Source organism: Gottfriedia sp. S16(2024) (assembly GCF_050473765.1).
Lineage (GTDB): Bacteria > Bacillota > Bacilli > Bacillales > Bacillaceae_G > Gottfriedia.
In genome coordinates, this window is record NZ_JBFLUO010000001.1 from 4,136,713 (window position 1) to 4,163,361 (window position 26,649).

Annotated in this window: 28 protein-coding genes; 7 read left to right on the forward strand and 21 right to left on the reverse strand. The window is 30.4% G+C overall.

All coding sequences use genetic code 11. The annotated features are described in order from the left end of the window. Positions 1-5: 5 nt before the first annotated feature. The 6 genes from AB1282_RS19620 to AB1282_RS19645 all read right to left on the reverse strand — a co-directional run bounded on the left by AB1282_RS19620 (position 6) and on the right by AB1282_RS19645 (position 8,328). Positions 6-935 (reverse strand): D-2-hydroxyacid dehydrogenase, encoded by a 930-nt coding sequence (locus AB1282_RS19620; RefSeq protein WP_429899998.1) that lies wholly within the window; start codon positions 933-935, stop codon positions 6-8. Between the two features lie 596 nt (positions 936-1,531). Further along, positions 1,532-2,254 carry an amino acid ABC transporter ATP-binding protein gene (locus AB1282_RS19625; RefSeq protein WP_056466257.1) on the reverse strand — a complete coding sequence of 241 codons (723 nt, stop codon included), beginning with the start codon at positions 2,252-2,254 and terminating at the stop codon, positions 1,532-1,534. Further along, on the reverse strand, positions 2,251-2,907 hold the full coding sequence (locus AB1282_RS19630; RefSeq protein WP_056466260.1) for an amino acid ABC transporter permease: 657 nt from the start codon (positions 2,905-2,907) through the stop codon (positions 2,251-2,253). The genes AB1282_RS19625 and AB1282_RS19630 overlap by 4 nt, the downstream gene beginning before the upstream one ends. A 64-nt stretch (positions 2,908-2,971) precedes the next feature. Further along, positions 2,972-3,781 (reverse strand): basic amino acid ABC transporter substrate-binding protein, encoded by an 810-nt coding sequence (locus AB1282_RS19635; protein ID WP_056466262.1) that lies wholly within the window; start codon positions 3,779-3,781, stop codon positions 2,972-2,974. A 306-nt stretch (positions 3,782-4,087) separates the two neighbouring features. After that, positions 4,088-7,168: an AAA family ATPase gene (locus AB1282_RS19640; RefSeq protein ID WP_429900001.1), complete on the reverse strand. Its 3,081-nt coding sequence runs from the start codon at positions 7,166-7,168 to the stop codon at positions 4,088-4,090. Between the two features lie 2 nt (positions 7,169-7,170). Further along, positions 7,171-8,328, reverse strand: a complete 1,158-nt coding sequence (locus tag AB1282_RS19645; protein ID WP_056466266.1) for an exonuclease SbcCD subunit D — start codon at positions 8,326-8,328, stop codon at positions 7,171-7,173. A 201-nt stretch (positions 8,329-8,529) separates the two neighbouring features. Between AB1282_RS19645 and AB1282_RS19650 the strand changes: the two genes are divergently transcribed. Next, complete coding sequence (locus tag AB1282_RS19650) at positions 8,530-8,847, forward strand: thioredoxin family protein (RefSeq protein ID WP_390311862.1); 318 nt, start codon at positions 8,530-8,532, stop codon at positions 8,845-8,847. Positions 8,848-9,049: 202 nt separating this feature from the next. Next, positions 9,050-9,349, forward strand: a complete 300-nt coding sequence (locus tag AB1282_RS19655; protein WP_156339596.1) for a hypothetical protein — start codon at positions 9,050-9,052, stop codon at positions 9,347-9,349. Between the two features lie 76 nt (positions 9,350-9,425). On the opposite strand, the gene AB1282_RS19660 is transcribed toward AB1282_RS19655, so the two are convergent. Both AB1282_RS19660 and AB1282_RS19665 read right to left on the reverse strand, forming a co-directional pair. Beyond that, on the reverse strand, positions 9,426-10,049 hold the full coding sequence (locus tag AB1282_RS19660; protein WP_429900004.1) for a phosphatase PAP2 family protein: 624 nt from the start codon (positions 10,047-10,049) through the stop codon (positions 9,426-9,428). Between the two features lie 98 nt (positions 10,050-10,147). Further along, positions 10,148-10,324: a YozD family protein gene (locus tag AB1282_RS19665; protein WP_069032035.1), complete on the reverse strand. Its 177-nt coding sequence runs from the start codon at positions 10,322-10,324 to the stop codon at positions 10,148-10,150. A 153-nt stretch (positions 10,325-10,477) separates the two neighbouring features. On the opposite strand from AB1282_RS19665, the gene AB1282_RS19670 reads away from it, so the two are divergent. Further along, on the forward strand, positions 10,478-10,633 hold the full coding sequence (locus AB1282_RS19670) for a hypothetical protein (RefSeq protein WP_156339597.1): 156 nt from the start codon (positions 10,478-10,480) through the stop codon (positions 10,631-10,633). A 13-nt stretch (positions 10,634-10,646) separates the two neighbouring features. Here AB1282_RS19670 and AB1282_RS19675 read toward each other — a convergent pair whose 3' ends face one another. From AB1282_RS19675 to phaQ, 4 genes are all read right to left on the reverse strand, one after another. After that, entirely contained in the window at positions 10,647-11,222 is a 576-nt protein-coding gene (locus AB1282_RS19675) for a hypothetical protein (protein ID WP_069032034.1), read from the reverse strand. A 62-nt stretch (positions 11,223-11,284) separates the two neighbouring features. Next, positions 11,285-11,416: a hypothetical protein gene (locus tag AB1282_RS19680; protein WP_390311865.1), complete on the reverse strand. Its 132-nt coding sequence runs from the start codon at positions 11,414-11,416 to the stop codon at positions 11,285-11,287. 175 nt (positions 11,417-11,591) lie between these two features. Further along, positions 11,592-12,173, reverse strand: coding sequence for a hypothetical protein (locus AB1282_RS19685; protein WP_429900007.1), 582 nt, complete (start codon positions 12,171-12,173; stop codon positions 11,592-11,594). Beyond that, positions 12,170-12,592: a poly-beta-hydroxybutyrate-responsive repressor gene (phaQ, locus tag AB1282_RS19690; RefSeq protein WP_390311867.1), complete on the reverse strand. Its 423-nt coding sequence runs from the start codon at positions 12,590-12,592 to the stop codon at positions 12,170-12,172. The genes AB1282_RS19685 and phaQ overlap by 4 nt, the downstream gene beginning before the upstream one ends. 159 nt (positions 12,593-12,751) lie before the next feature. Here phaQ and AB1282_RS19695 point away from each other — a divergent pair, with 159 nt between their 5' ends. Next, complete coding sequence (locus tag AB1282_RS19695) at positions 12,752-13,534, forward strand: alpha/beta fold hydrolase (protein WP_429900009.1); 783 nt, start codon at positions 12,752-12,754, stop codon at positions 13,532-13,534. 163 nt (positions 13,535-13,697) lie between these two features. Then, positions 13,698-14,321: a hypothetical protein gene (locus AB1282_RS19700; protein ID WP_429900011.1), complete on the forward strand. Its 624-nt coding sequence runs from the start codon at positions 13,698-13,700 to the stop codon at positions 14,319-14,321. Positions 14,322-14,455: 134 nt separating this feature from the next. On the opposite strand, the gene AB1282_RS19705 is transcribed toward AB1282_RS19700, so the two are convergent. The 5 genes from AB1282_RS19705 to AB1282_RS19725 form a co-directional block, all read right to left on the reverse strand. After that, a complete protein-coding gene (locus tag AB1282_RS19705; protein ID WP_429900013.1) occupies positions 14,456-15,925 on the reverse strand; it encodes a recombinase family protein in 1,470 nt (489 codons plus the stop codon). Beyond that, positions 15,919-16,074: a hypothetical protein gene (locus AB1282_RS19710; protein WP_335408428.1), complete on the reverse strand. Its 156-nt coding sequence runs from the start codon at positions 16,072-16,074 to the stop codon at positions 15,919-15,921. The genes AB1282_RS19705 and AB1282_RS19710 overlap by 7 nt, the downstream gene beginning before the upstream one ends. Before the next feature lie 230 nt (positions 16,075-16,304). Continuing rightward, on the reverse strand, positions 16,305-16,523 hold the full coding sequence (locus AB1282_RS19715; protein WP_025671848.1) for a YozE family protein: 219 nt from the start codon (positions 16,521-16,523) through the stop codon (positions 16,305-16,307). Positions 16,524-16,635: 112 nt separating this feature from the next. Further along, positions 16,636-16,926: a YokU family protein gene (locus AB1282_RS19720; protein ID WP_098234086.1), complete on the reverse strand. Its 291-nt coding sequence runs from the start codon at positions 16,924-16,926 to the stop codon at positions 16,636-16,638. Beyond that, positions 16,919-17,362, reverse strand: a complete 444-nt coding sequence (locus AB1282_RS19725; RefSeq protein ID WP_429901187.1) for a lysine 2,3-aminomutase — start codon at positions 17,360-17,362, stop codon at positions 16,919-16,921. The genes AB1282_RS19720 and AB1282_RS19725 overlap by 8 nt, the downstream gene beginning before the upstream one ends. A gap of 848 nt (positions 17,363-18,210) precedes the next feature. Between AB1282_RS19725 and recJ the strand changes: the two genes are divergently transcribed. Both recJ and AB1282_RS19735 read left to right on the forward strand, forming a co-directional pair. Further along, positions 18,211-19,881 carry a single-stranded-DNA-specific exonuclease RecJ gene (recJ, locus tag AB1282_RS19730; RefSeq protein ID WP_429900014.1) on the forward strand — a complete coding sequence of 557 codons (1,671 nt, stop codon included), beginning with the start codon at positions 18,211-18,213 and terminating at the stop codon, positions 19,879-19,881. Between the two features lie 375 nt (positions 19,882-20,256). Beyond that, positions 20,257-20,589 carry a hypothetical protein gene (locus AB1282_RS19735; RefSeq protein WP_429900016.1) on the forward strand — a complete coding sequence of 111 codons (333 nt, stop codon included), beginning with the start codon at positions 20,257-20,259 and terminating at the stop codon, positions 20,587-20,589. A 42-nt stretch (positions 20,590-20,631) separates the two neighbouring features. Here the strand turns inward: AB1282_RS19735 and AB1282_RS19740 are convergent, their stop codons facing one another. The 4 genes from AB1282_RS19740 to AB1282_RS19755 all read right to left on the reverse strand — a co-directional run bounded on the left by AB1282_RS19740 (position 20,632) and on the right by AB1282_RS19755 (position 26,346). Next, complete coding sequence (locus AB1282_RS19740; RefSeq protein WP_429900018.1) at positions 20,632-23,232, reverse strand: AAA family ATPase; 2,601 nt, start codon at positions 23,230-23,232, stop codon at positions 20,632-20,634. Continuing rightward, entirely contained in the window at positions 23,229-23,834 is a 606-nt protein-coding gene (locus AB1282_RS19745; RefSeq protein ID WP_429900020.1) for a hypothetical protein, read from the reverse strand. Before AB1282_RS19745 ends, AB1282_RS19740 begins: the two co-directional genes overlap by 4 nt. Next, positions 23,831-25,300, reverse strand: a complete 1,470-nt coding sequence (locus tag AB1282_RS19750; protein ID WP_429900022.1) for a hypothetical protein — start codon at positions 25,298-25,300, stop codon at positions 23,831-23,833. The genes AB1282_RS19745 and AB1282_RS19750 overlap by 4 nt, the downstream gene beginning before the upstream one ends. Before the next feature lie 599 nt (positions 25,301-25,899). Beyond that, complete coding sequence (locus AB1282_RS19755; RefSeq protein ID WP_429900024.1) at positions 25,900-26,346, reverse strand: hypothetical protein; 447 nt, start codon at positions 26,344-26,346, stop codon at positions 25,900-25,902. Positions 26,347-26,649: the final 303 nt, after the last annotated feature.

The following is a 26,649-nucleotide window of genomic DNA, read 5'->3' on the forward strand; positions in this document are numbered from 1 at the left end:
AAAAATTAATACCCCTTTTCAATCTTCACTATATTTCTTAGTTTTTCGTTATTTTCTAATGTTGAAAGTGTATTGACAAAACACTTAACACCATCATTTGGTAAAGTAACTGCCGAAATATGTGGTGTTATTTTTACATTAGGCATTTGCCATAATTCAGAATCGGCTGGAAGTGGTTCAACAGCAAAAACATCTAAAATAGCTTTTCTAATATACCCATTTTTCAAAGCTTCCTTTAAAGAGTCCTCACATACAGTTGCTCCTCTCCCAACATTTATAAAACCTACATTATTTAAATGTTTAAATGTATTCATATCTATTATATTTATCGTTTCATTCGTAGATGGAAGAACACTAATAATCCAATCTGCATGATCTAAAATTGTAGATGCTTCTTCGAACGGAACTACTTTTTCAAAATTTGGTTTTTGACTACCACTCATAGAAACTCCATATACTTTCATTCCTAAGCTTGATAAAACCTTTCCGATATAGCCTCCAATTTCACCTGTACCATAAATGACTACTTTTTGGTCTTCTAAAGATTTTGGGATATGAAACTCCCACTTATTTTCATTCTGTAAATTTGAAAATTGTTCATGTAATTGTGAATCCTGGAGAATGTAACTTAAACAATATTGACTCATTTTCGAACCAAAAACATCGATTGTTCGCGTTAAAAGTACGTCATTCTTCCATTTAATTTTCATAAAACTATCTACGCCCGCTGCTAATGAATGAACCCACTTTATGTTTCCAAATTCAAAATTTGGTGTTGGACGAAAACCAACATATGTATCAGCCCACTCATAATCCTCTTTTGTTACTTCATCTTCAGGTAAAAAACGAAACTCTTTTGATAGATTATATGATTCAATTATATCCTTAAGCTTATGTTGAATTCGGCTAGTTACTAATACTCTTTGAATTTCCATGTCCTACACTCCTTTTTTTGTCTTAAATAAATTTTAGCATAATATTTCGAAAAGAATGAAAAGAAAACACTTCGCTTATAAAATAGGAGTCACGACCCTTTCGTTCCATTCGATCGGGGGTATCTCTACAGTGCATAGCTTTTTTAGATGACCTATTGAATCTTTTCAATTGGTCATTAGCTGATTTAAATCAACTTTTTAAGGGATATTGAAAGAATAAGAGCATATTTGCTAGTTTTCCATTTAAAATGTCTACTATTGTATAGTTTTTTATGTCATAATACCCTAACTGGTAAGGGTAATTTTTAATCTTATTTGCGATCCTTAAGGATTTAATTGCCGTTTTGCTGATTTTAATTGCTGTTTTGTCATTTTTATTTACGATTCTCAAAATTTATTTGCAGTTAGTCCTTATTTTGCAACTTTTTATCTTTTATTTGCACTGATGTACTCCTTATTTGCGATTCACATAGAATTAATTGCAGCTCAGTCTTAATTTCACTAGATTCATTTTTGTTTAATTTTCAAATCTTATTTTACAAAAAAAAGAGGTTCCCTAAAAAAATTGGGGCACCCTCATCTGTTTAATATCTTCCTTATAATACTTTACTTAAGAAGCTTTTCGTGCGCTCGTGTTTTGGGAAATCAAATATTTGCACTGGACTGTTTTCTTCTACTATGAAGCCTTGATCCATAAAAATTACGCGATCACCAACTTCACGAGCAAAGCCCATTTCATGTGTAACAATGACCATTGTCATTCCTTCTTTAGCTAGTTGCTTCATAACTTCTAAAACTTCTCCGACCATTTCAGGATCTAGAGCGGAAGTAGGTTCGTCGAATAACATAATTTTTGGTTCCATTGCAAGTGCTCTTGCGATCGCAACACGTTGTTTTTGTCCACCAGATAGCGAGTCAGGATATACATTAGCTTTATCTGAAAGCCCAACTTTTTTTAATAGTTCAAGTGCTTTCGTTTTAGCAAAGTCATTCGGTCGATTTCTTACTTTTTTAGGTGCTAGAGTAATATTTTCTAAAACTGTTAAATGTGGAAATAGATTAAAATGTTGGAATACCATACCTACTTCAGTACGAATTTTATTTATATTTGTTTTTTTATCTGTAAGATCGACGTTTTCGATATAAACTTTTCCAGCTGTAATTGTTTCTAACATATTTAAACATCGAAGTAAGGTTGATTTACCTGAACCAGAAGGACCGATCACAACGCATACTTCACGTGGTTGAATTGTAATGTTGATATCTTTTAATACTTCTAGTGAACCAAATGATTTTTTTAGTTTTTCTACTTTAATCATCCCGTAGTCAACCTTCTTTCAATGCGATTTAAAACAAAGCTTAATGTTAAAGTTAGGACTAGATAGATTACCGCTGCAGAAATATACGGCTCCCACACTTTATAATATTGCCCTTGCATTGCTCTACTCCAATACATAAGTTCAGGTGCAGCAATAATAGCTGCAATTGAAGATTCCTTTATTAAGACAATAAATTCATTTCCAAGTGGAGGGATCATACGTTTAATAGCTTGAGGTAAAATAACATGTTTCATAGCTTGTACATGCGTCATTCCTAAGGAGCGAGAAGCCTCCATTTGCCCCTTATCAATTGATTGAATTCCAGCACGAAAGATTTCAGCAATATATGCTGCTGCATTTAATGATAGTGCAATGATTGCTGCTGCTATTGCATTTGTTTCTCCTATAAAATACGGAACTACCCCAAAGTGAATTAATAAAATTTGTACAAATAACGGTGTTCCTCTAAAGAAATTGATGTACCAAACAAAAGGTAGAGCTAACCATTTATTTGATTGCATTTTACCTAATCCAATAAATAATCCGATTATTGTCCCTAAGAAAATTCCTGCTAAAGATAAGCCAATTGTTAATCCAGTTCCTTTAAGGAAAAACGGTATGTATTCTTTTATAATTCCAAAATCAAATCCCATTTCTTTTCCCCCATTTAGATAAAATTGCGTAACACAAGTGCCCTGTTACGCAATTTTTAATTTCCTATTTATTTTCTTCTGCTTTTAATGTTTCAAGATCTGGCTCTGATCCAAAATGCTCTTTATAAATTTTTTCATAAGTACCATTGTTTACTACTTCTTTAATTGCTTTATCAAGTTTACCTTTTAATTTACTTCCATCTTGAAGTAATAGACCGTAATATTCAGGTTCAAAGCTATCTTTATCATCAATAACAACTAGCTTTTTATCTGGATTATTTTTTGCATACGCTTCAAGAACACCATTGTCCGCAACTACTGCATCCGCTCCTCCACTAAGAAGCTCTAAAATTGCTAAATTGTTATTTTCGAATTTTTTAAGATTTTTATTGTTTTTACCAAACATTTTTTCAACAGCTTCTTGACCTGTTGTACCATTTTGCACCGCTACAACTTTACCCTTCAAATCTGCGGCCGATTTAATACTACTACCTTCTGGAACTAGAATTTTATTAATCGATAGAAAATAAGGTGTGGTAAAATCATATGTTTTCTCACGATCTGCATTGATTGAAATTGAAGACATACCAATATCAGCAGTTTTACCACCAATTTCAGCAAATAATGGGTCCCATCCAGTATTCACAATTTTGATTTTTACCCCAGCTTCTTTCGCAACTGCATTAGTAAAATCAACATCGAATCCTACTATTTTACCGTTATCAAGATATTCAAATGGTGCATAGGCAGCATCAGTAACAACTCTTAACGGTTTATCTGCTGATCCGCTTGTTTTCGCATCCTTACCACACCCCGATAAAATTAGAGCTGTCGTTACAGCAAATGCAAACGATAGTTTTTTAACCTTTTTCATTTCAATACCCCCAATTATTTTTGATTTATGTAAGTAAATTTCTGATTAGAATAAATTTATTGAAAATTTGGTATATTTAGATTTTTAATTATTATATCTATTCTTGTTTAAATATGCAATACTATGTCAATTATTGCCAAATCCCTCCATTAAGCAGGTTGATTGAAAGGATTTATAAAAGTAAATTTTTATATTACTAATGTATCTATAGATAAATATATTTCATTCAAAAAATTCTAGTCAAAATCTTTTTAGTAAAAATAAAAAACCGGAAACTTTCGCTTAGTTTCCGGCACACTTTCATCTTTATTTAATTAAAATTGATAACTCAGAATATCCCTTGTTTGTTTTATGAACTTCAATTACTGCAGGCATTGCATCCTTCACATCTTGCACATGTGAAATAACGCCAATTAAACGGCCAGATTTTTGAAGCTGAATAAGGGTATCAATTGCTTTTGATAACAACTCATCATCTAACGATCCAAATCCCTCATCTATAAACAACGTATCAATTGATACACCACCTTTATGTGCTTGAATAATATCTGCCATACCTAGCGCTAAGCAAAGTGATGCATTAAACTGCTCTCCACCAGATAATGTTTTTACATCCCTAGCAAGACCTGTATAGGAGTCATAAACTTCCAATCCTAAACCACTTTGTTTCCTTCCTTTTTCAACTGCATCTTTCCGTTGCAATTGAAATTGACCATTTGATAAATGATCAAGTCGAATATTTGCCGATTCAATAATTTGTTCAAAATAATCCAATAAGACATATCGCTCAAACGAAATCATTTTATCATTATCGCCTTTTGTAACTTTATATAAATCCGTTAATCCTGCTAACTTTTGTTCAGCTTTTACAAATTCCTCTTGATAATTTTGCAGATCAATTTTCAATTGACTTAATCGTTTAATTAATTCTTGGATCCGAATCATCTCGTTAACAATAGCGTCTAACTGCTGAGTAATTTCTTGTACCTTCATTTTAAGTTCACTTACATCAATTTTTTTCATCGATTGAACTTGTTTTTCAAGCAACTCTTTTTCAGTACTTAATCTTTGAAGATTCTCTTCGAACAATGATAAATCATTTCGATATTGATCAACCATTCGTATATGATCAATTGTACTAATAAACTCAGATTCTCCATTAAACTCGTACTCGGATAATTTATCATGATAAAGAATCGTTGTTTTTCGAATCTCTTCATTTAATTTTATAACTTCATTCTCAAGATGAGTGCGAGTAGTTTCTTTAATCGTCTTCTGTTCAGTTAGGCTTCTAAATTCTTCTTCAATTTTTGAAATTTTAGCTTTTAATATTGAAATACTTTTTTCAATTTCATTTTTTTCCATTTGCCATTTTTCAAGAGTTCTTAAAGGTTCTGGTAATTTTGATTCAATTTGTACGATCTGAATTTTTAATTCATTTAGTTCATTCGTAAACTTATTCATTGCCTCAGTCTTCTCAGTAACTTTTAAACTTATGTCCCTAATTAATTCTTCTTTTGTTTTTATTAAATGATTAATTTTTTCGAAAGCAGCTTTCTTCTCAGTCAGATTAGTTAAGTTTGATTTATTCTCATTAAACTCATCAGCTAGAGCTTTAAGCCCTTCATTTGTAAAATCAAATTGTCCATGCTCATCAAAAAATGATTCTTCATCAATTTTTAATGAGTTTTCTTTACTTTTAATTTCACCCTGAATTGTTGCTAGTTCAGTCTGAAATTGATTTACTTGCATTTTTAATTTTTCTGCTACTTCTTCATTGACAGTCCCATTAAATTTAGCAAGCGATGGGTGATGGGTACTTCCACAAACTGGACATTGCTCTTGATCTTTTAAATCTTTCGCTAAAAAAGCAGCTTTTTGCTGATGCATTTCAATTTCAATTCTATCCAATTCATTTTTTAATTTTAGATGATCTAAATTTTTTAGTTGATATTCATTTAGTTTTTGCTCTAATTCTTTTTTTGCAAAAAAGATTCGTTTAGCAAACCCACCTTTTAATGAGATTTCCTTGTTTAATAAGGACAATTTCGCCCATTGATCATGAATACCTTCTAAGTCATGTAGTTGCTGCTTTAATTGAATTAATTCTTCGTTCTCTTTCTTTAAACCATCTTGTAATGTCTTTTCTTCATTTTCGTATAATAGAATCTGTTTCGATTTATTATGAAACGCTACCTTATGATTTTGAAAATGTTCTACATCTTCTTTTAAAGCTAATAAATTACTCAATTGGCTTTCTAGGCTACCTAATTTTTTTTGCTCCTCAGGTAAAGTAGCAACTTCCGCAGAAATTTTTTCAATTTTAATAAGTGTTTCTTTTAAACTCTCTATTTCGAATAATAATTTATCGTTTGTAACTTGTAGTGAATTTTTTAGTTTCTCAAGTTCAGTTTTTATAGGCAATACTTTTTCAGCATTTGTGGCTAATTTTATTTTTATTTTTTTATCTTCTATTTCTAACTCTTGACCTTTTAACATCGTTAATAATTCAATTACTTCATTTAATCGATCAATATTTTTATTATGAGCTTCTGCTGAAAATAACTTTTGCTGGCTAGTTTCTAATTGTGATTTTTGTATTTTCTCATTTTCTTCAAGTCTTTTTAAATCTTCTATTATACTTGATATATGTTCAGTCAATATCTCATTAACAAGATGAAGATTAATTTGAGAATCGTCGGAAATTTGAATTCCTTTTTCGCTTAACAATTTTTCAATTACTTCTAATTTAATAACGATTTTCTGCTTTAAATTAGTAAATTTACTTTCCATGGTTCTTCTAGCTAAATTCAGAGTTTCAGTTACTTTTTCAAATAGTTCAGTTCTGAAAATTTTTCGCAAAATTTCTTCCTTTTCCTTTGTATCCGAAACTAATAATTTTCTAAATTCACCTTGAGGAAGTAATACGATTTGTTTAAATTGATCTGCATTGATCCCTAATAATTCTTCTACTTTTTTATTGACGATTGAAGTTTTATTAAATTCCTGACAATAAGGTACTTTTTCCTCATTCTCAATTTTATAAAACTCTATTTTATCGCCTGTAATACTTTTATTTTGTTTCTTTTGATGTCCTTTTTGTCTAAAAATATTATAATGGTTTCCTTTTAATTCAAATGTCAATTCAACACTGGTATATAGATCATCATCTGCAAAATGACTTCGAAGTAATGTTTGGTCATTCCTATTTTCACCGCTCGCTTCTCCAAAAAGAGCAAAACAAATTCCATCAAATATTGTTGTTTTACCTGCACCAGTTGGACCAGTTATTGCAAATAATCCTTTTTCATTTAGTCGACTAAAGTCAACATGTACCTTATCCTTATAAGGTCCAAATGCATGAAGTACTACTTTTAACGGCTTCAAATCTATTCCTCCCTTACAAAGATTTCGTGAATAATCTCTTTCATATATTGTTCATCTTCAATTTTCAAATCTTCATTCTTCATTTCTTTATAAAAAGATTGGAACAACTCAAGTTGATTTTTTGATTGTTTTTCCACTAAACTCAGTTGATTTGTTTGTTCTGTTTGTAATGTCGTTCGCTTTCGACTAACATGCATTGCATTTGGATAAACTGTTCTGATTTGTTCCATCGGATGTACTACCATATGCTCATCAGTTAATTTAACAAATACATAATCATCATTCACAGAATGCTGTCTGATTTCCTCAATCGTTCCTTCGATCGATCTTAAATCTCGATTTGGATGAAAATCTTTTTTAACTATTGATAGCTCACCGTCAGCTTTTAATTCAACAATTAAGCAACCTTTTTTATGGTTTTCTTCAGAAAGTGAGTATTTTAATGGTGATCCAGAATATCGAATTGATTGATTTCCTACAAAATGTGCCCGATGTAAATGTCCTAGGGCTGTATAGTTAAAATGTTTAAAATTATGATGTGATACGTATTCAGCACCACCAATAGAGAGTGTTCGTTCTCCCTCTGTCTCTTCATCTGAAGGCTCACCATTATTTGTAACGAATGCATGTCCAACAAATACATTTCGGACTGTTGGGTCTAATTCTTCATCTCTTATTTTATTGATGATTGCTTTCATAGCGTCATCATGTGAATGAATATCATCGTTTTGTAAGATATAACGTACAATACTTGGTTCGGCATACGGAATTAAATAAAAATGAACTTCACCCTCATCATCATTTAAAATTACTTTCTTAAATGGAGTTTGAAATTTCCCTACTAAATATAAGCCTTCTTTTTCCATAAAACGGCTACCAAATTCAATGCGTTCAGCGCTATCATGATTTCCAGCAATCGCAAGAATAGGCGTATTGCATTCAATTACAATTTTATGGAATACTTCATTTAATAGTTCAATCGCCTCAGTTGGAGAGATACTTTTATCATATAAATCGCCTGCTATAACAACTGCATCTGGCTTTTCTTGTTTAATTATTGAAATGAATTCATCTAATAATAAATATCGTTGGTCTTCTGTCATATGTACACCATGTACAATTTTACCAAGGTGCCAATCTGCTGTATGAATAAACTTCATTAAATACACCTCATCATTTTATTTACTATCATTGTTACTAATTTTTAGTACAACTTTTCTATCTTATATTTTACATCAACATACGAACATTTGTATCCTTTTTAATCACATTAATTCTAAAAATGCATTATTAAGTTAAAATAATTGAAATACTAATAAATATGATTCAAAATAAACTTATCAAAGCTTTAGGAGGCAATTATGGAAAGAATAGAAGAAGTAAAAAAATATGAGGAAATAATTAAAAGTGAAAAGCCAATCGTGGTGAAATTTTATGCAACTTGGTGTCCTGATTGTACACGTTTAGATGCTTTTATCGGAGACGTTATTGAAGAGCACCCATCATTTACTTGGTACACAATGGATCGCGATGAATTCCCAGAAATCGCTAGTGAACAACAAGTAATGGGAATTCCGAGTTTACTTGTATTTAAAGATGGCGAAAAAATTGGCCACTTACATAGCGCAAATGCAAAAACGCCAGAATCAGTTGAAGAATTTTTATCAACTTTTGAATAATATAAACTTAGTTAAATCTTGATGTGAATGGGAATATCCCTAAACTCTAAATAAAATAAATTAAACCACAAGGTAATCCTTGTGGTTTTTCGTATGGTTTAACTTTTTTGTACATACCTTTTTTCCTGGCCTACATGACTTTAACAATTACTTGATTTAAATCATATACATCTCATGAGGTAATTTATTGTGCTTAATTTAATTGAAGATGTTGTTCGCTTTCCTTAAAGCACTAACAGGTGGAAGAACGGTTTCACGATTATTTAGAACATATCCTTTTAAAGTGTTACATGCAAGTAGTGTTTTAAATGGAATCGATTATGGTTTTTCTGATCAAGAAGGTATGTTTTTTAGAACAACGATTGATACAAGTACTAAAATCATTTCCCCTTATGAAGTAGTTGTCAATATAACATATGGCTTTCGCTCTAGAGAATTCGATAAACGTACTGATGCTACAATAAAATATACATTATTTTTATATCAAGTGTATTGGCCTTAATTTCTCTCGTAACAAATAGTACTCAAAAAGAACACCTATATCATCTCGATTATAGGTGTAATTTTTTCCTATTAAATTAAAGCTGTTTTCTTTCATGTAAATTAATAAATACATTTTTACAAATACTGTACCATGCATATCCTACTAACCATCCTGCAATAATATCTGAGAAATGATGTACATGCAGGTAAATTCTGCTCATTGATATTAAAAATATCATGAAAAGAACGATAAATTGAATCAATTTTTTGTGTTTCATCATTGCAGGTTGAATGACTATTAAAATAAAGCCTAATGTTAGAAAGAAGGATGTTGCCATAACTGCATGTCCACTCGGGAAACTAAATCCACTTTCCACATAGTACATTGAACTTGGTCGTGGTCTTTCATATAGATCTTTTAAAAATGAAACAACCACTCTAGCTGTCAATAAAGTAATAATTAATGATATACCAGTCCAAATACGCTTACGTATAATTGCATAAACTAAAACAATGACTGCAAATGTTAAATACATTTTTGAAGATCCAAAATCTCTTAAAAAATAACAAAATGAATCTAGTGCATCTGTTCGAATGAATTCAAAGAATTTAAACGCTGAATTGTCCAAACTCCGAATTATGTTCGAATCATAAATAAGTCCTAAAATAACAAATAGAAAAATAGAAGTAAAAATTAGTATCCAATTATTTTTTTTCATATAATCCTCCAATATAAATTCCAGATCATGCAGTTAAATGCTTGTACTTTCGATACACAAAAGAAAAACGACGAGAGCTCCCGTCGCCACTTTCATGACTATTCTTCTTCCTCATCAATTTCATCAATCATACATTTTTCCAGTAAGTACTCAAAAGTAATATCCGCTAGTTCTTCAATTTCCTCTTCCTCAGGAACATATCCTCGCTGAATGAGCTGTTGATAGAAAAATTCTGCTATTTCTTCCGTATCAATAACTACCTCAATTTCTTTCACTAGCATCACCCCTTACTAGTTAATATGTGAAAAATGAGAAAATATGAAAAAAACCTTACTAAGCACAAAAAAATATTAATATGTAACCTTTAGCATAATACAACATTGACAAGCATATATTCAATTAAAACATGTTAAAGGAGCGAGATTCCAATGATAAAAATGGACAAGCTAGCTAATTTAAAAGAAATTATGGTTAATGATGAAAAGTTTGAAGAAGCCGTTGAAAAACTGACGACAATTGCATTTTTTATTTTAATAGGGATAGGCATACCTTTTATGATTCATATAATTCTACAATTATTGTAGAATATCCTCTCTCTCAATTTGTTTTCTTCTCTGAGAATTTATTTAAATTTTTAAGCACTAGATCCATCACAATTTTATATTCTTCGTCTTGGAAGATTGAATATAAAACAGCGTAATCATTATATATATCTAATAAACCGTCAATTATTTCTTGTTTTGTTGTTTTATTTCTGTTTTTATTAAAATCATTCATTGAGCGAAGTTTTTCTAAATCTAATTTTGTAATGCCATTTTTATCATTTCTTAGTTTTTTTAGAATTGCATTTGCAGTTTGCGCTGATGCAATAAGAGTTAAATCTGTTTCATCGGCTTCTAACCATTCTCCATCAGTAATACGCGCTAGTTCGTAAATTGTATCTTCCCACGCGTCATTTTTATATCGCCAAACCTCAGTTCGGTACCCAACAATTCTAAAAATTTCTTTTTCATAACCATTTACTTGAACAAGATCCCCGAAAGAAAATGAATAATTTACTTCTATCCATTCTTTTTCAAGTTTTTTCCCATCATATTCGTTGAGAAGCTGAAGAGTATTCTCAACATAAAGTCCGTCATGATTATTGACTTCATAAACAAAAACGCCATCCATCAGTTTAATATTTATTAACTTTCTATTTTTATTGGCTAATAAGACAAAAATACCACTCAAGTTTAAGTGAGTGGCTTATCAGATGTCTTTATTTTTATCTCGTCATTTTTTATTTTTAAAGTTAATTTTAGTAATGCTTCTGCAGCTAGCTTTGCATTTAATGTTCCAATTTCTTCATATTTAAACTGATCCATGAAGAAACACCCCTCTATAGACTATTCAAAGGTCTAGTCTATAGTTCTCTTAAGTAGGAATTGTAATCTATAAGAAAATCAGAAAAGACATAAAAAAAACAACTCTTCTGATTTAAATGAGTTGTTTTGAGTGTGAAGACAAAGACTGTTTATCATTAGCTAATTGCATTTTTCCTTATTTATTAACAGATGTAAACATTTTAAAGCTATCCTCAATACGATGGTTAAAGCTTGTATGTGCTGTTCTTAAATATTCCAAGTAATGTTCATTTAATGATGACCATACTCGATTTCTTTCCTTTAAACTCTCTATGTAGTATTTTCCAGTTTGTTCATATTGTTCTTCTAGCTTTTCCATTAACTCAACTGAGGCTTTGTACGGTGTAAATAGGAACTCACCAAATTTATTTACCGTTTCTTCAAATAGATTCACACTTGATTGAATTTCTTGGGCTGCATTTGGATTTGCAATTTTAATATTTGATGAATTTACTCTTAAATGATTATTAAAGGACTTTACTTCTCCAAATAAACCATTTACTGCATTACGATATTCCTCATTAAATTTCCTTGTTTCTTTTAACACTTTAACAAACGAATTTAACTTTTGTTCTCTACTGTCTCTTAGATGAATCAAACTACTTTCATATTGATCCCAAAGTGTATTAAAAAAAGGATCCATAAAATATTTTTCTACTTTCTCATCTTCAATTTTTTGAACTTCCACCTTTGATTTTGAAGCTTTCTGTATCGTCAAACTTCTTCCTCCTCTTTTGGTATCGATTTTTTCTCTATTTTATCCTCTCTTTGTAATGGAGGAATGTAGAGTTCTAGAAAACTAGTGTACATTTTGAAAAATTGATCAAGCATTGATTGATAAAGTTCGAGTTGTCTTGCGTTACCTGTTAAGTATGCCTTCCCAGCTTCAGTAATTGAATAGCAGCGCTTTGCAGGTCCGCTTCCTTTCGTATCCCATTCCGATTGTACAAGATTTTCTTTCTCTAGTTGTCTTAGTAATCGATATAAATTTCCTTGGTCAAGTGTTTGAAACCCGAATGCGTGGAGCTTTTGAATTAGATCATATCCATGAAGTGTCATCCGACTTAGGAGTAGAAGAATAAAAGGCATTATAAAATTCTTTGATGGAGTAATATTTTTATCTTTATCATTGTTCATTGGTAACACCTCTATAAAAAATCTATAGGTGTATTTTACACATATATGAATATAGCGTCAATACAGTCAATATAATTTATTATAAATTTTCAAAAAACTTCAAACATAGCGTTTATTCGTTAAATATTTTAGTAAAAAAGTTACAAAGGAGTGATAAAATTGTACGTTATAAAAACGGAAAGTATCAAACTGTATTATGACCGGTTAGGTACTGGAGAACCTCTCGTATTAATTCATGGTCTTGGAGAAGTTAAAGAAAGCTGGTTTAAGCAATATGAACTAGCGAATGAATTCGATTTAATTATTCCTGATTTGAGAGGTCATGGAGAAAATGATTTAACTGAAGGGATCTCAATTAAGAATTTTGCAAAAGATGTACTTGATTTAATGGATGAGTTAGGAATTGAAAGTGCGCATATATTAGGCTTATCTATGGGTGGGATTGTTGCCCAAGAGATGTACCGCCAAGCACCTACTAGATGTCGCTCTTTAATTCTAGTTAGTACATTTCATTTTGCTCCAAGATTACTAGGATTATGGTTTATTCAATATAAAGAGCTTCGTTCAAAAATTTTTACTCCACAACAGTTAAAAGAGATGACAGCAAGAACATGCCTTTTTTCATGGGAAAAAGAGTCATTACAACAATTCAAACAATATTATCGCCCAAATCCAGAAGGTTATGACAAGTCAATGAAAGCCTGTTTTAAGGTCGATAACAGAGAATTGTTACCAAATATAAAAGTGCCAACGCTTATTATTGGTGGTCAGTATGATCCGATTACTCCAGTATGGCTTCAATTAATAATGCATAATAGTATTCCAAATTCTAAATTAGTTATTTTCAAAAATACTGGCCATGTATCCAAAATGGAAGCTGCAGAAAAATTTAATCAAACGATTCGCTCTTTTTTAAATAAACAAATACCTGTTAAGATTTAAGATTAATTTCGAACAAATTAGATCAACCTATTTCAGCTTTCTTTTACCTAATAAAGTTTTTTATAAATACGTAAAAAATGACCTTTATAAACGTATTGCATCTAATAGTACTATTCTAAAAAAAGCCTCCATATAGTTTAACAAAAACAGGAGGCTACCAAATATGTACGAAAATTGGCTGGATACATTATCATCTAATGATTTATTTCTGACCTTTCTATCAATCTTAATTGGTGCAATAGGTGGTTATGCCAATATATTATTAGCAAATGAAGGCTACATTAGAAGTTATCGTTTTAAAGATTCTGATGGTAGAGAAAGATATTCACTAGGTTCTAAGCGAGAAATAATTCTTGGAGCTATGGCAGGTTGTATATCTTACCTTATTGCTGTTCTAACGACAGATGATCAAACTCCTGTATCTATTATCATTTATGCTTTTATTTGTGGAGTTAGCGGCGGTGCATATTTAGAAAAATTGGTTGATAAAAACGTTAATAACAAAATCATTGATTTTAGTTCAACTCTTGAAGAAATGGAAAAAGAGAAAAATAATAACAAAAAGACAAGTGCCCCTTCGACTACCATGGGAAATATGCATCAAACTGATACTGGAGTTGTCGATGGAATAGAACTAAATAATGAAGATGACAGCACGAATGATGCAACGAATGAAGAAGTTGATTTTCATTACAATATTTTAATGAAAAGGTTAAAATGTGCAAGAAGTACTAAGGAAGCTGAAAAATATTTTAATGAATTAGTTAGATTGATCAATAGCAGATAAATAAAAAAAAGTTCAGTTCAATCTTTTCGAAGATGGTAAACTGAACTTTTTATTTTAACTTTGAGATTCTCAAAAAGTAATAACCGAGTGGCAGATTTCTAGAGGGAATCGTTTCATTGAAGATAATTAATGTGTTAGATCCATTCTATTTTAATAGTGGCAATTTCCTTACTTCGAGTAGTATCATGACTTGAATTCATATTACTACTAAACCATATTTTATTAATAAATACTTTTAAAAATTGATTACATAGTTCAGGATCAATTCCTTCTAAATCGTCCAGAGTTTCAATGATCTTCTCTATTTTTTGACGATCTTCTTTTTTGTTTCTTAAATTCTCTATTTGAGTCTGATAGAGTTCAATTTGCTCATTCATTTGATTCATTTGAACGATTAGTTCATTTTTTAATTCTTCAAATTCATTTTTAGTAATTTCTCCATCCATTCTCATTTCTCTAACATTATTATGTCTTTTTTGAATTTTATCCTTCTGTTTGATTAACGAAACGAGTTCAGTCGTTAATCTTTCTTCTAGTTCGATTGTTTTCTGAGAATCTAGTATTTTTAACGCATTCTCTAGCTCTGATTTTTTTTCTTTAATACTCTTTAAAACAAATTCTTCAACTAATTGATATTTATAGCCCCGATCATTACATTGATTGTTTGATATTTTATTTGAACATGATTTTATAAAATCAATATTTGAACGATCTTTTTGAATATATCGCTTCCGCCCACAGCAATTACAGTATATTAAATTTTGTAACCTACGAATTGATTTTCGGTTTGGAAAATAAACATTTTTATTATTTTCTAATATAGTTTGGACGGCAAAAAATTGCTCCTTTGTTATGATTGCCTCATGCGCATTTTCAATAAAAACTTCATCAATAATTTTATTATGAATACGCCTTCTAGCCTGAATTGCTCCATAATATACAGGATTCGTACGTAGCTGGCTAATATGTGATGTAGTAAGGATTTTACCTTGCCTACTTCGCCAATTTAACCTATTTAATTGTCGGGCTATTTCATTTACTGAAACACGTTCTAACGATTTATCGAATATTAGTCGAATGATTTTCGCTTCGTCTTCAATTATTTCTAATTTTTTTTCCGAATTTTTACGATATCCAAGTGGGGTCTTATTACTCATTACCCATTTTCCTTGCTCCGCTGCTGCTAATCTACCTCTTGATAACCGCTTCTTTATCTGTTTATATTCAAAATTAGCCAATACTGCTTGAAATGAAAATAACATTTCATTCGTTTCCTGGGATAAATCTATTTTACCTTGTGGGGTTAATATTTTAATATCATTTAAGATTAATACTTGCTTAATTTGTTCCGCATGAGCATTATCACGTGAAAGACGATCTATATCCATAATAATTAAATAATCAAATTCATGTATTTTCTTAAGCAATAAATTTAATTGTTCCCGCTCTGTATTGACACCGCTCGAAATTTCCTGATAAATGATATATTTTAAACTATGTTGATTGGCAAGCTTGATCAAAGCGTTTTTATGATTAAGTAAAACTTCTTCGACTTCTTTTTGTTCTTCGTTTCTTGAGAGTCTGAGATAAATAGCTGCTAACATAAAATCACCTTAGTATTATGCATTTTACTTAAGTGATGAATTCCCAATAAAAATAGAAAGTTTATATTTGTTATCTTACCGACAGTACCATATAACGTAATCACGACAATATCATCTACGTTATATTTGGGTTGTTTTTTCTTCGTCATACTTCTTACCTCCTTCTCCATACGTCGTGACTAATTCGTTTTTACTGTATACTATGCAACCAATAGATAATTGTCTGTCATTTTCATAGTAAATAAAAAAAGGGAATAGCCTATTTTGTAGGTAAGAAATTAATAGCTAGTTTCAAAAATGGTAGAATCAATAAATAAAGGGGAGATTATTAAAGGAGGTTTCAAAAAAAAGATGCAACTTAGTTAACCTAAGTCACATCTTATTGATCTTCTAAATATAAGTTCCATGCTTCATCAAAAACGCTCATCGATTGATGGAAAGTTCCATCAAACTCTAAATACGAGCTAATTTCGTCATAGCTTGAAGAATGTTTTGGAAATGAGTGATCATTAAAAAGATGATCTGCCAATATTCCAATTTCATTAGGAATTTTATAGTTTCTATGCTTCATCATATAATGGTAAAATGACTTTCTCATGATTCTCCCTCAGTTTTATTATTTATTTTGTCTCTTTTTCTAAAAATATTGTTACTTTTTAAATATACTTTAAACAATAACAGAGTTATTTTATATTTTAAAAATACTCGTTCTATGACGAGAAGTCAAAATAATTTCTTTTTAATAATCTAGGCTGCTTCATTAATTCATCAAATGTAACTGAAACTGGAAGTAATTTTGTTGAAATAAGAAACAACTGATCTTCTATTGATTTGACCATATCTTCCTTCTGATAGGTAAATTTGCACTGATCACAATGAAATGATGGTACACCAGTAATTGTGATTGCTCTGGAACCATCCGGTAATTCCCAATGTACAACTGCTTTTGTTTCCTGTACATTCTCCTCACCGCACCAATCACATTTTAATGTATTATTCATCTTTCTTTACACTTCCATCCATTTTTTGAATTTGTGATTGAAACTTTTTCTCCTTTAATTCATCTCGTTTTTCGCGTTTATTTTTTAATGAACTATGTGCTGGATCCGTTTGATATTGTTCTCTCTTTTTCATTCTTTCTAAATCTGAAGGAATAAGACTTTGCACTTGATCATTCATGATACTAGCAATACCAACCTTAGCTGCCTTATTTAAATAATCAGGGTAAACTAATGAAAAATAATCTTCTGCAGTATCCTCTTTATAGTTTTCAGGCTCTGGATAAGATGTGATGACACCCTCAAAATTTCTTAGTACTGTTTTTTTACTACTTTGAGAGACGATATAGTTTGGTTGAAGTGAGATTTTACCTCCTCCGCCTGGTGCATCTACTACGAATGTAGGTACTAAATTTTTTAAATAATGTACTTTAAGAATGGTACTACATCAAATAAATTTATTTTAGCTTAACCTCCTTTACTTAATCCAGAAAAGAGTTCAGAAATAAAAAAAACGGACTACTTTTTTACTGTAGTACCGTTTTTGAAGGCTATCATAACACTTTTTGCTATTAAATTAATATTTGGTTTATTTCGTAGAATAACTGTGCCAACGGGTTTTATAGGAGCTGATGTAGCACTGTTATTCTTTGAATCATCATTTACCATGCTACCCCGCCCTTTCCCTTTTGTATATGCCGAACTGTTGCTATACAGGGCGGTTAAGTGCTTATGCACATACCGTATTAAATTATATGTGTCGTATGCTTGCCTGTGTGCCTATGTACATGTAAATAAAAAAATAGAATGAAAAACGTTTAATTTCGTGTGATTAAAGCAAGGTGTGTTGTTACTCTGAACAGTCATGTAATAAGAAAAAGGATTAGCAAATATGCCAATCCCTTCAACCTAATTATTCTCTGCTAGCCAATTTTCAACCTTTTTGTTCATCTCTAATTGTAATTTTTCAATGTAAACGTCACCATATCCCCATTGTTTTACATACCTTCGCGGAAACATTCAATTTAAAGATACCCTAGGATTGTTTTCTTCTGGCTCTTTATATTCTACAACTGAATATGAGGATCCTTGTCTATTCAATTTAATCAAAAATGTTCCTTAATATTATATTAGTGAACCCTTTATTTATTAACTCCAAACAGTATATACACTAGTTTTTGAGTACCTATATCATTCTTGAATAAAAATAAAATGTTTTTATTTAAGAATAAACTCATTTCATGTCGTACATTCTATACATATGAAAGTTAAATTCGGAGGTACTTTATGAACTGGAATAAAATTAAACCGATTGAAGATGAAACAGAATTTGCAATGATTCGCTACCTCTCATCACAATATTGTCTTTATCCAACCATTATCCAACATTTATTTCATTTAGGGATAAATACATCTAAAAAACTGGGAGACTTTCTCATTCCCTCACTTAATTCGATGCATCATCCATTTTTACTAGATGAAATGAGTATGGCAGTCCCCCGAATCTTACAAGCTATTTCTCGGCAAGAACAAATTCTAGTATTTGGAGACTATGATTGCGATGGGATGACTTCTTCGACTATATTAAGCCAGGCTTTAATTGAATTGGGTGGTCATGTAGACACACGATTGCCTTTAAGAACAGAAGGTTACGGATTATCAAAGGAAATCGTTAACAGTCTATCAAAATCTTATTCACTGATTATTACAGTTGATAATGGGTCTAGTGCACATGACGCTTTACAAGCAGCGAAAATAAAAGGAATTGATGTGATTGTCACTGATCATCACGAGGTATTGAATGGGCGACCTGATTGTTTGGCTTTTATCAATCCAAAACGAAAAGACAACAACTATCCGAATGCAAACTTATGTGGAGCAGGCGTTGCATTAAAACTAGTACAAGCTATTTATCATAAGTTAAATCGAGAATGGATTGGTGAATCTTTTAAATTTTTTGACTTAGCAACCCTAGGAACAATCGCTGATGTTGTACCATTAATTGGAGAAAATCGAATAATCTGTTGGCATGGATTAAGAAAAATAAAAAATCATCCCCATCCTGCATTCAAAAAAATAATGGAAAAATTAAGGATTAGAACAGTTGATAGTTCAACATTTGGCTTTACGTTGGGTCCAATTTTTAATGCGTGCGGACGAATTGGAGACCCAAATTTCGCTGCTGCCATTCTTCGTTCTACTGATCCAACTAATGAAGAAATTGATCAACTCATTTCATTAAATGACAAACGAAAAAAAGTAACAGCAGAACAATTCTTGACGATTCAAGAAAAAATACAGAGTGAAAATTTACTAAACGATGACGTTTTAGTGATAAACGGGGATTTTCACAAAGGGATTATTGGGATTCTCGCATCCAGAGTTTCAAACTATTATAAAAAACCGACAATTGTTATCTCTAGTGACGGAACAGGTTCAGCAAGAAGTTTACAAGGAAGTCAATTTTCCATTATTAATTGTATATCTGGGTGTGAGGATTTATTGAAGAAATTCGGGGGTCATCCAATGGCAGCAGGTTTTTCGATCAATCTAACCGAAAACCAGGTTAATTTATTCCGATCTAACATACAAAAAGAAGCATTAAAACAGCACATCAGTTCACCACAACAATTTTATATTAGTAACATTCCAATTCAATCATTTCCAAGAGAATTGATGACTGATTTGCCTATATTGGAACCTTATGGAATGGGAATGCCAAAGCCAATTTTTAAAAGTAATGCAACCAAAATAGCATTATCTCAATACTTTGGAAAAGAGAAAGAACATTTAAAATTACTAATTAAAGATAAAAATGTTTTAGGTTTTTCACAAGCACATTTATTTCATAAACTAGAGGATCCATCAGTGTTAGATTTATTTTATTCAGTTAATTGTCATAAAAAAGAAGACTTCTTTTTACACGATTTGATGGAAATAAAAGAAAGAATCGATTAAATTTTTTAGTTTGGTTTAGTTCTTTTCATATATGATAGAAATTAATTTGGGGGCATTAGTAATTTAATATACCTATACCCTCTACAAAAATGTGTTAATGATTTCCTAAATTATTTCTTTTGAAGTTATTATCCATTAACGAATAAATGATCATTAATAACTTAATTAGATTAATTGCGAGATTATAAGAAACACATCACCAAGCTTCTATCTAGTTAGATTTTTCATATTTACCTAAAAACACTTAAGTGTCTGGATGAAATTGAAGATTTAATTATATTACGGAAAAAAATTTAATTTCAATCCTTTTTGGAATTCTACTAGCATAGATTTGAATTAATACTAATATAAAAAATGAATTAGAGAGGAATATATATGGAGAATAATTGGAAGTTTTTGTCAAACAGTGATAAAGATTTATTAATTGCAAAAGAAGTACTCGTTTTTAAATGCTTTCAGAAAGAAGGAGGATTCAATTGGTATAATGAACAGTATTCATTAGGGCATTGGAGATATAGTACTAACTTAGAAGACGCCCTTGATATGTACAATCGTCTTATTGGTGATGGAGAAGTACATATTGTTATGGGAAAAGATTTTTTTGCATGTGATGAAATTTCTAATGGAATAGAAAAAAAACCAGTCAATTTCAGGAGTACTACTCTGCCCGATTTATTGTGTAAAATTGCTATTTACTTAAAAAAATAGAAAAATAAATTATAAAAAACGTGTCAGAAATGACACGTTTTTTTATACTAATACAGTAGCATCACCATAACCTGTAAAATGAATATGAGTGTAATTAACTCCGAAACTTTTCATTTTATGTGTGATTAATCTTTCTAAATTTTCATCGCAAGTTGTAAAAAATAATTGGTCGATAAACCTATTGTTTTTGTTTGTCACTGCAAGCTCTGTACGAAGCAAATCAATGAACGATAGTATATTTAAATCATCCATTGTCTGGATCGGATCATCTAAAAAGAAACATTTAAAAGTATTCTCTTTCTGCCCCATAGAAATGGTCAGAAAGATTGCTAATGCCATTACAGAAAGTTGCCCAGCACTTAGGATATTTGTAGCGGCTACTTCTTCATTATTCACATTTGCATTTAAACTTGCTAACGGATTAGTTTTTCCTTGGACCAATAAATTTATATCCTGAATGTTCGTGTGTCGGTTAATTCTTCGATAAATTTGTTGAAGTGGAATCTTTAAGTTTTCCACCATTTTTTTATCCCACTGATTTCTTACGTTCTTTAGTTCTTTAAGGATTTCTTTCAGTTTTTCTAATTCTTTTATTTTTTTTATATAAGCCTCTTCACTCGCTCGATAACTACTCTTTAAATTAAGTACTTTTTTTTGTTTTAATGTTAACTCTTCATCAGTTTCAAGATGTATTATTAATTGATCAAGAAGTGCGATTTTACTTTCTAAATCTACAGGATTGACTTTATCTACTTCCATAATCAAAGGAAAAGCTTCTTTAATATTTTGATATTCTTTTATAAACAGTTGTATTGCATTAATTTTTCCATTTGTATCTAATAATTGAAAAACCGTTGTACTCATTCTATTACCATTTGTATCTAACATGCCAAAAAGTACTTCATTATCTCCGATTAAGCCTTTTATAATCATCTCTTCAAGTGATTGAATTTTTTTATCATCTGGTAATTCATTTTCAAGATTATGTTTCTTCTGATTGATTGTTACTTCACTAAGTTCGTCTAAATTTAAATTGAATAAATTACAGTAGTTTGCAAACTCATTCAACATGTTAAAGTTGCTCAATAAATTTTTTTGGTTTTTCAATCTAATATTAATGATCGTATCGAGGTATTCATAAAAAGATTGATAGATGATATTTACTTCTTTTTGATAATCAGTAAGCTTTTGTTGAAGTTCGTTTCGTTTTGTATCAATTTCTCCCAAAATGTTTTTTGCAATTGATGCGATTAAAATATTTTGATTAGCAAAATTCTCTTCACTACCACAAAGGGGACACTTTTTATGTCCATTACTACGATGAATTTCAAAGCCAGATTTATGATCAACGAGTAATCTCATGGCATTTAATTCATCATCTGCTGAATTAAAACCTTTTAATTCAGCTTCAATATTTTGATATTCCACAAGTTTAGAATCAATCGTCTTAAATTGTTCGATCTGTACCACATTTATGTTTTTCAGTTTTGTACTAAGATCTTTTAATATCTTGACTCCTTCTAAGGATGGTTTCGAAGATTTTAAAAGATCTTTATGGTAAAGACGGTACATTTGATTCACTTCAGTAATCGCCTGAATTGTTTTACCTTGAATACTGGTTATTTCTTCTTTAAGTTCAGCATAAGGATGATATATCCTCTTGATAAATTCGTCGTAATATCTCCTTTTTTCTAGATCCGCTTTAAATTGAGTAGAATAATGATATGAAATGGCTTTATCCTGTATGATTTTTATATTTTTTAAATAGTTTCTTTGCTTTTTTAAATGGATAACTTTTTCATCCATGTTTCCTTTTGAATCAAGAATAGACTCAGGAACTTCTTCTTCATTAAAAAGAAGTTGTTTAGGATAAATTAGCGTACTCATGTCCTCAATTTCATTATTTTGTTTTGCCTTTAACAAGCTATTTAGTTCCTCAACTGTCTCCTCATATTTTTCTTTTTTCTTATCAAAATCCAGTTTGATTTCTGTTTTAATCTTTAAATCTAATTGGTCAATTATTCCTCTTTTATTCTTATCTTTCTTGTCACCATCTAAATTCGTTATGATTGTTTCGATTTCTTTTGTCCCACCAAAAAATGAGGAGAACATATCATAAATATTTTCTCTGCTTTTTTCATAAACCCTTAAATTTTTCTCATAAGAACAAGTATACCGCTCATAAAAATCTTTCGAGATAGGCTCATCTAACACGTAGTCTATTGTTTTTTGTTCTAAAATATTATTTCCATTCACAAAAAACTGACTATAATCTGGCGCAAATGCAAGACTTTCATCTGCCCCATTAAAAACCCTTCTAATCGTTACATCATTCAGTTTATATACTGCATTTACTTCAACGATAACATCTTCATTTCTTCCATTATGCCGTATGAGACACTTTTTCAAATTTTTATTCTTTTTTTCTTTTCTTGCAATATAATCCTCTTTTAATCGTTGGACTGTACCAGTAAAACACCATTCAATTGCGTCGAGTAAGGAAGTCTTTCCGTACCCATTTGAGCCACTAAGTAAGATTAACCCCCGATTTTCTTCTTGTCTTTCAAAAAATGCGAATGTCTTTTCCTCGTATCCTCTAAAGTTTTTTATGTATATATTTCTAATTAAGAACCCGTTACTCATTTGAAATCCCCTTTTGAGTCTAATGACATCAGTATTTCGTTAAGGGCAAGATCATCAACTTCCCTTACCAAGAGATTAAATAAATTATCATTCATAACATCTTTTATTTCTTTAGTCAGACTATCAACCTGAACATTTTTTAATGCGACTTGTACATCTAATGCAAATGAGGGTAATATCGACATCTCCTGATTAAAATCATTACTAGAGGCATCTAAAAATATCTTTCTGCAATTATACTTACTTCTTTCAAAACTAATCATTTTATGAAATTCTTTTTGATTTTTTCTTGTATTAAATGGACATACTAATACTAGATTTATATTGTATTTAATTACATCTTTATTAGATAAAAATTGAATAAAAGTAAGGATTAAATTATCGAATTTTTCAAGTTCTGCTGGAGTAAACAAGCTCTCTTTTTCTTCTACTATATAAACCTCATTTTGATTTTGACTTATAAAAATTTGATTAAAAGGAAGAATATTTACTTCTTTCTTGTCTCTTCTCCCTTCACTATTAAGAAATGTACTATTTCTTAGAAAAGTTTTCTCAGTATAACCATTGGTACGTAAATAGTCGCAAACCTCTTCTATTTTCACGCTTCTTCTCCCCTAACTTTGCATTTATCCAAAAAAATATTCCCAATACGTCTACAATTTGATAGATCCGTAATTGCTAAGCAACCTAAACACTGTATATGATAATGATCTTCAGAAGGCTGCGCATATAAATGTTGTTCTACATCCTCTGATGGAGATGTAAAATCTAGCTCATAAGAGAGTCGATGCGAAGCATTAAACATTTCATCGTCATGTTTTACATACCAGACCTCTGGACGTAGTTCTTTATCTTTTAACCTAGGAAGCATATAGTTCAAGGATATGGAAAGATCGCCATAAAAATTTCCAATTAGCACACCCTTTCCTCTTTCTTCTGAAGGATAGGTGAATAACCAGCCTTTTTCATTTATTTCAAACCATTCGTCTAAGTAAATTTCTCCTTCTTCCATCTTATAATTAAATACTATTTTAGCTAGATTTGTTAAAATTTGCTTAATCGAATCACTTGCCTCTAAAAATGCTTTATATTCAGATAGTTTATTTAATTGGATTTCTTCTGTAAACTCCTTTGGAGTAATTGTTTGTAAAAACGAATACCTGTACTCAGCTTTTTGAAATTTCACTTTGAAAAAGGGACCAATGATTTCTGTATAGATTTTGGTGTAGATTTCTTTAACTTCATCTGAATATCCACGAATTTTATTATTAATAATTTCATTTATACTCGTATCAATAATCCCCATTACATAATCAATAATCTTAAGCATATAAAAATCTTTTTTTACAGTTACTTCTTCCTTAAATAAATTATTTAATTTCTCTAAAGTAAATCCCAACCCATTCGTGCTATCAGCAATTAGTTTACTAACTGCCGAAGCATATAGATGCTCTGGTGCATGACTAGGTTGAAGGTCTCCATATCTAATAGTCAGTTCATCTTTAAGTTGTTCAGTGATCGATGGATAATTGGGTGTTTTAACAAACTTTGTTCCAGATGAAAAACTTCCTCTATTTGAAGCGGAATCTAATCCAGTATGCTTTATCGCTTGAATAATACTTTGTAACTTTTTGGCTTCGGATTTTAAAGCATCACTTAATACATCCTGAGCATTCTTAACATCTGACTTATCATAATAAAAAATACTTGCCAGAAATTCTACATCTGTTACATTTCTTTCGATAAATTTTAAATAAGTAAAATATAGGCTTAGTACTGCACCATAATATTTTGAATTTGTTGTCCTTGAATCATGATGTTTCATCTGTGCAAGACGAATGTACCCTTTACCATCTTTTTCAAAATACTTTACGTAATCCTCAATTTTTTCTATTTGATAAGTCGCGTTACAATCTTCATCATCAAAAGCATCTTGCTCTCTACCATCAAATAATATATGTAATAGTGTTAATTCAAATTGGTAAAAGTAACCACTTATGGAATCAAACGCATCCCTGTCTTTGTTTATTTCATGGAGTTCGTTTATTGTCGTATCCAAATTCAACAACCCTTAAAACCTCCCATTATTAATCTACTAAGATAAATCTTACAATATATTCCAAATAATAACAATTTTTGCGCGTTTTATAGTATAAATTTATAATAAAAAAGAGGGCAATTAATGCCCTCTTTTTCCTATTAACATATTACTTTATTAAACTAATTATTTTATCAATAATATAATCATAAGTTTGAATAAATAATTAAATAAAAAACAAATCACTATTTTCTTAAAGGCTCTACTACAAAAAAACTTTAGTTTTCTTAAAATCCATATGATGAGTAAAGTTATTCATGCTATCAGAACAATCGATTGCATCCATATTTAATGTATCTAGTGTTACTTGATCAAAACATACAGAAAGAATACAAATCCGTTTGGTATGTCCTATTGCTGAATTATGTATTGTATCATATGCATGGACATAAAAATAAATAACCGAATGTATATGGAATTTTATAAAACTGGGATTTAGTTATTTAAAAATGTCTACGTCTTTATATCAATTATATCTGAAAGGGTAATTGGTTTTTTATTTTTACATTCACATAACAAAAAACCACTAACATTTTGTTAGTGGCAAGTATTTAAGGTAAAAATTCTATTTAATAGAAATTCTTTAAGACTTTTAATGTTAAAAAAGGTATCACAAAAAGAAAAAGTGAACAAATAAATGCAAACATTCCGTATCCATTACCAAATATAAAAGAAAGCACTAACCACGAAACAGCGAAGAGATATATACCACTTATTACCAAGAATAAGGTCGAAAGTGAACTATCGATTTCTTGCGATTTAACGTATACTTTTTTTCCTAATCCGAAGATTAAAATAATCGAAAATATACCAACTATGTAATTAAGCACTGATTTAATCCAATGTATTTCTATCCAGTTATGATGCTTAACCAACAATACATTTTCATCTCCGAACAAAATACTTAAAATATGGTCAAGTATATTTAATGGTATTGAAGAAACAAAAAATAACATGGCGACTATACCAGTAGCATATCTCAAAAATAAATATATGTCATCATCCTCATAATACACCTTACCACCCACCTAATTGTCTATTTTCACTTAAAATATATTATTTTACGGACGAGTTTATGCCATTTCACCTAAAAGAAATAAGCTCGATATCGCACATTTTGTACCAATATCAGAAACACAATATTGCTTTATGATAGATTTTTTCTAATAACAAAAAAGCAATCCATCAAATAAAGATAGACCGCTCAACTAATAACTGACATTCTTTTATGTATTAACCTGCTTTTCTACGTCATCCGTACCACCTAAAAGCCTATCTAGGATTAATTGACTCTCCTGGTTTGATTCTAATGGTAACAC

Coding starts and splice junctions, on each gene's coding strand:
- AB1282_RS19620 (WP_429899998.1), bottom strand. CDS start 935: ATGGAAATTCAAAGAGTATTAGTAACTAGCCGAATTCAACATAAGCTT.
- AB1282_RS19625 (WP_056466257.1), bottom strand. CDS start 2,254: ATGATTAAAGTAGAAAAACTAAAAAAATCATTTGGTTCACTAGAAGTA.
- AB1282_RS19630 (WP_056466260.1), bottom strand. CDS start 2,907: ATGGGATTTGATTTTGGAATTATAAAAGAATACATACCGTTTTTCCTT.
- AB1282_RS19635 (WP_056466262.1), bottom strand. CDS start 3,781: ATGAAAAAGGTTAAAAAACTATCGTTTGCATTTGCTGTAACGACAGCT.
- AB1282_RS19645 (WP_056466266.1), bottom strand. CDS start 8,328: ATGAAGTTTATTCATACAGCAGATTGGCACCTTGGTAAAATTGTACAT.
- AB1282_RS19650 (WP_390311862.1), top strand. CDS start 8,530: ATGGAAAGAATAGAAGAAGTAAAAAAATATGAGGAAATAATTAAAAGT.
- AB1282_RS19660 (WP_429900004.1), bottom strand. CDS start 10,049: ATGAAAAAAAATAATTGGATACTAATTTTTACTTCTATTTTTCTATTT.
- AB1282_RS19670 (WP_156339597.1), top strand. CDS start 10,478: ATGATAAAAATGGACAAGCTAGCTAATTTAAAAGAAATTATGGTTAAT.
- AB1282_RS19675 (WP_069032034.1), bottom strand. CDS start 11,222: ATGGATGGCGTTTTTGTTTATGAAGTCAATAATCATGACGGACTTTAT.
- AB1282_RS19680 (WP_390311865.1), bottom strand. CDS start 11,416: ATGGATCAGTTTAAATATGAAGAAATTGGAACATTAAATGCAAAGCTA.
- phaQ (WP_390311867.1), bottom strand. CDS start 12,592: ATGAACAATGATAAAGATAAAAATATTACTCCATCAAAGAATTTTATA.
- AB1282_RS19700 (WP_429900011.1), top strand. CDS start 13,698: ATGTACGAAAATTGGCTGGATACATTATCATCTAATGATTTATTTCTG.
- AB1282_RS19705 (WP_429900013.1), bottom strand. CDS start 15,925: ATGTTAGCAGCTATTTATCTCAGACTCTCAAGAAACGAAGAACAAAAA.
- AB1282_RS19710 (WP_335408428.1), bottom strand. CDS start 16,074: ATGACGAAGAAAAAACAACCCAAATATAACGTAGATGATATTGTCGTG.
- AB1282_RS19715 (WP_025671848.1), bottom strand. CDS start 16,523: ATGAGAAAGTCATTTTACCATTATATGATGAAGCATAGAAACTATAAA.
- AB1282_RS19720 (WP_098234086.1), bottom strand. CDS start 16,926: ATGAATAATACATTAAAATGTGATTGGTGCGGTGAGGAGAATGTACAG.
- recJ (WP_429900014.1), top strand. CDS start 18,211: ATGAACTGGAATAAAATTAAACCGATTGAAGATGAAACAGAATTTGCA.
- AB1282_RS19735 (WP_429900016.1), top strand. CDS start 20,257: ATGGAGAATAATTGGAAGTTTTTGTCAAACAGTGATAAAGATTTATTA.
- AB1282_RS19740 (WP_429900018.1), bottom strand. CDS start 23,232: ATGAGTAACGGGTTCTTAATTAGAAATATATACATAAAAAACTTTAGA.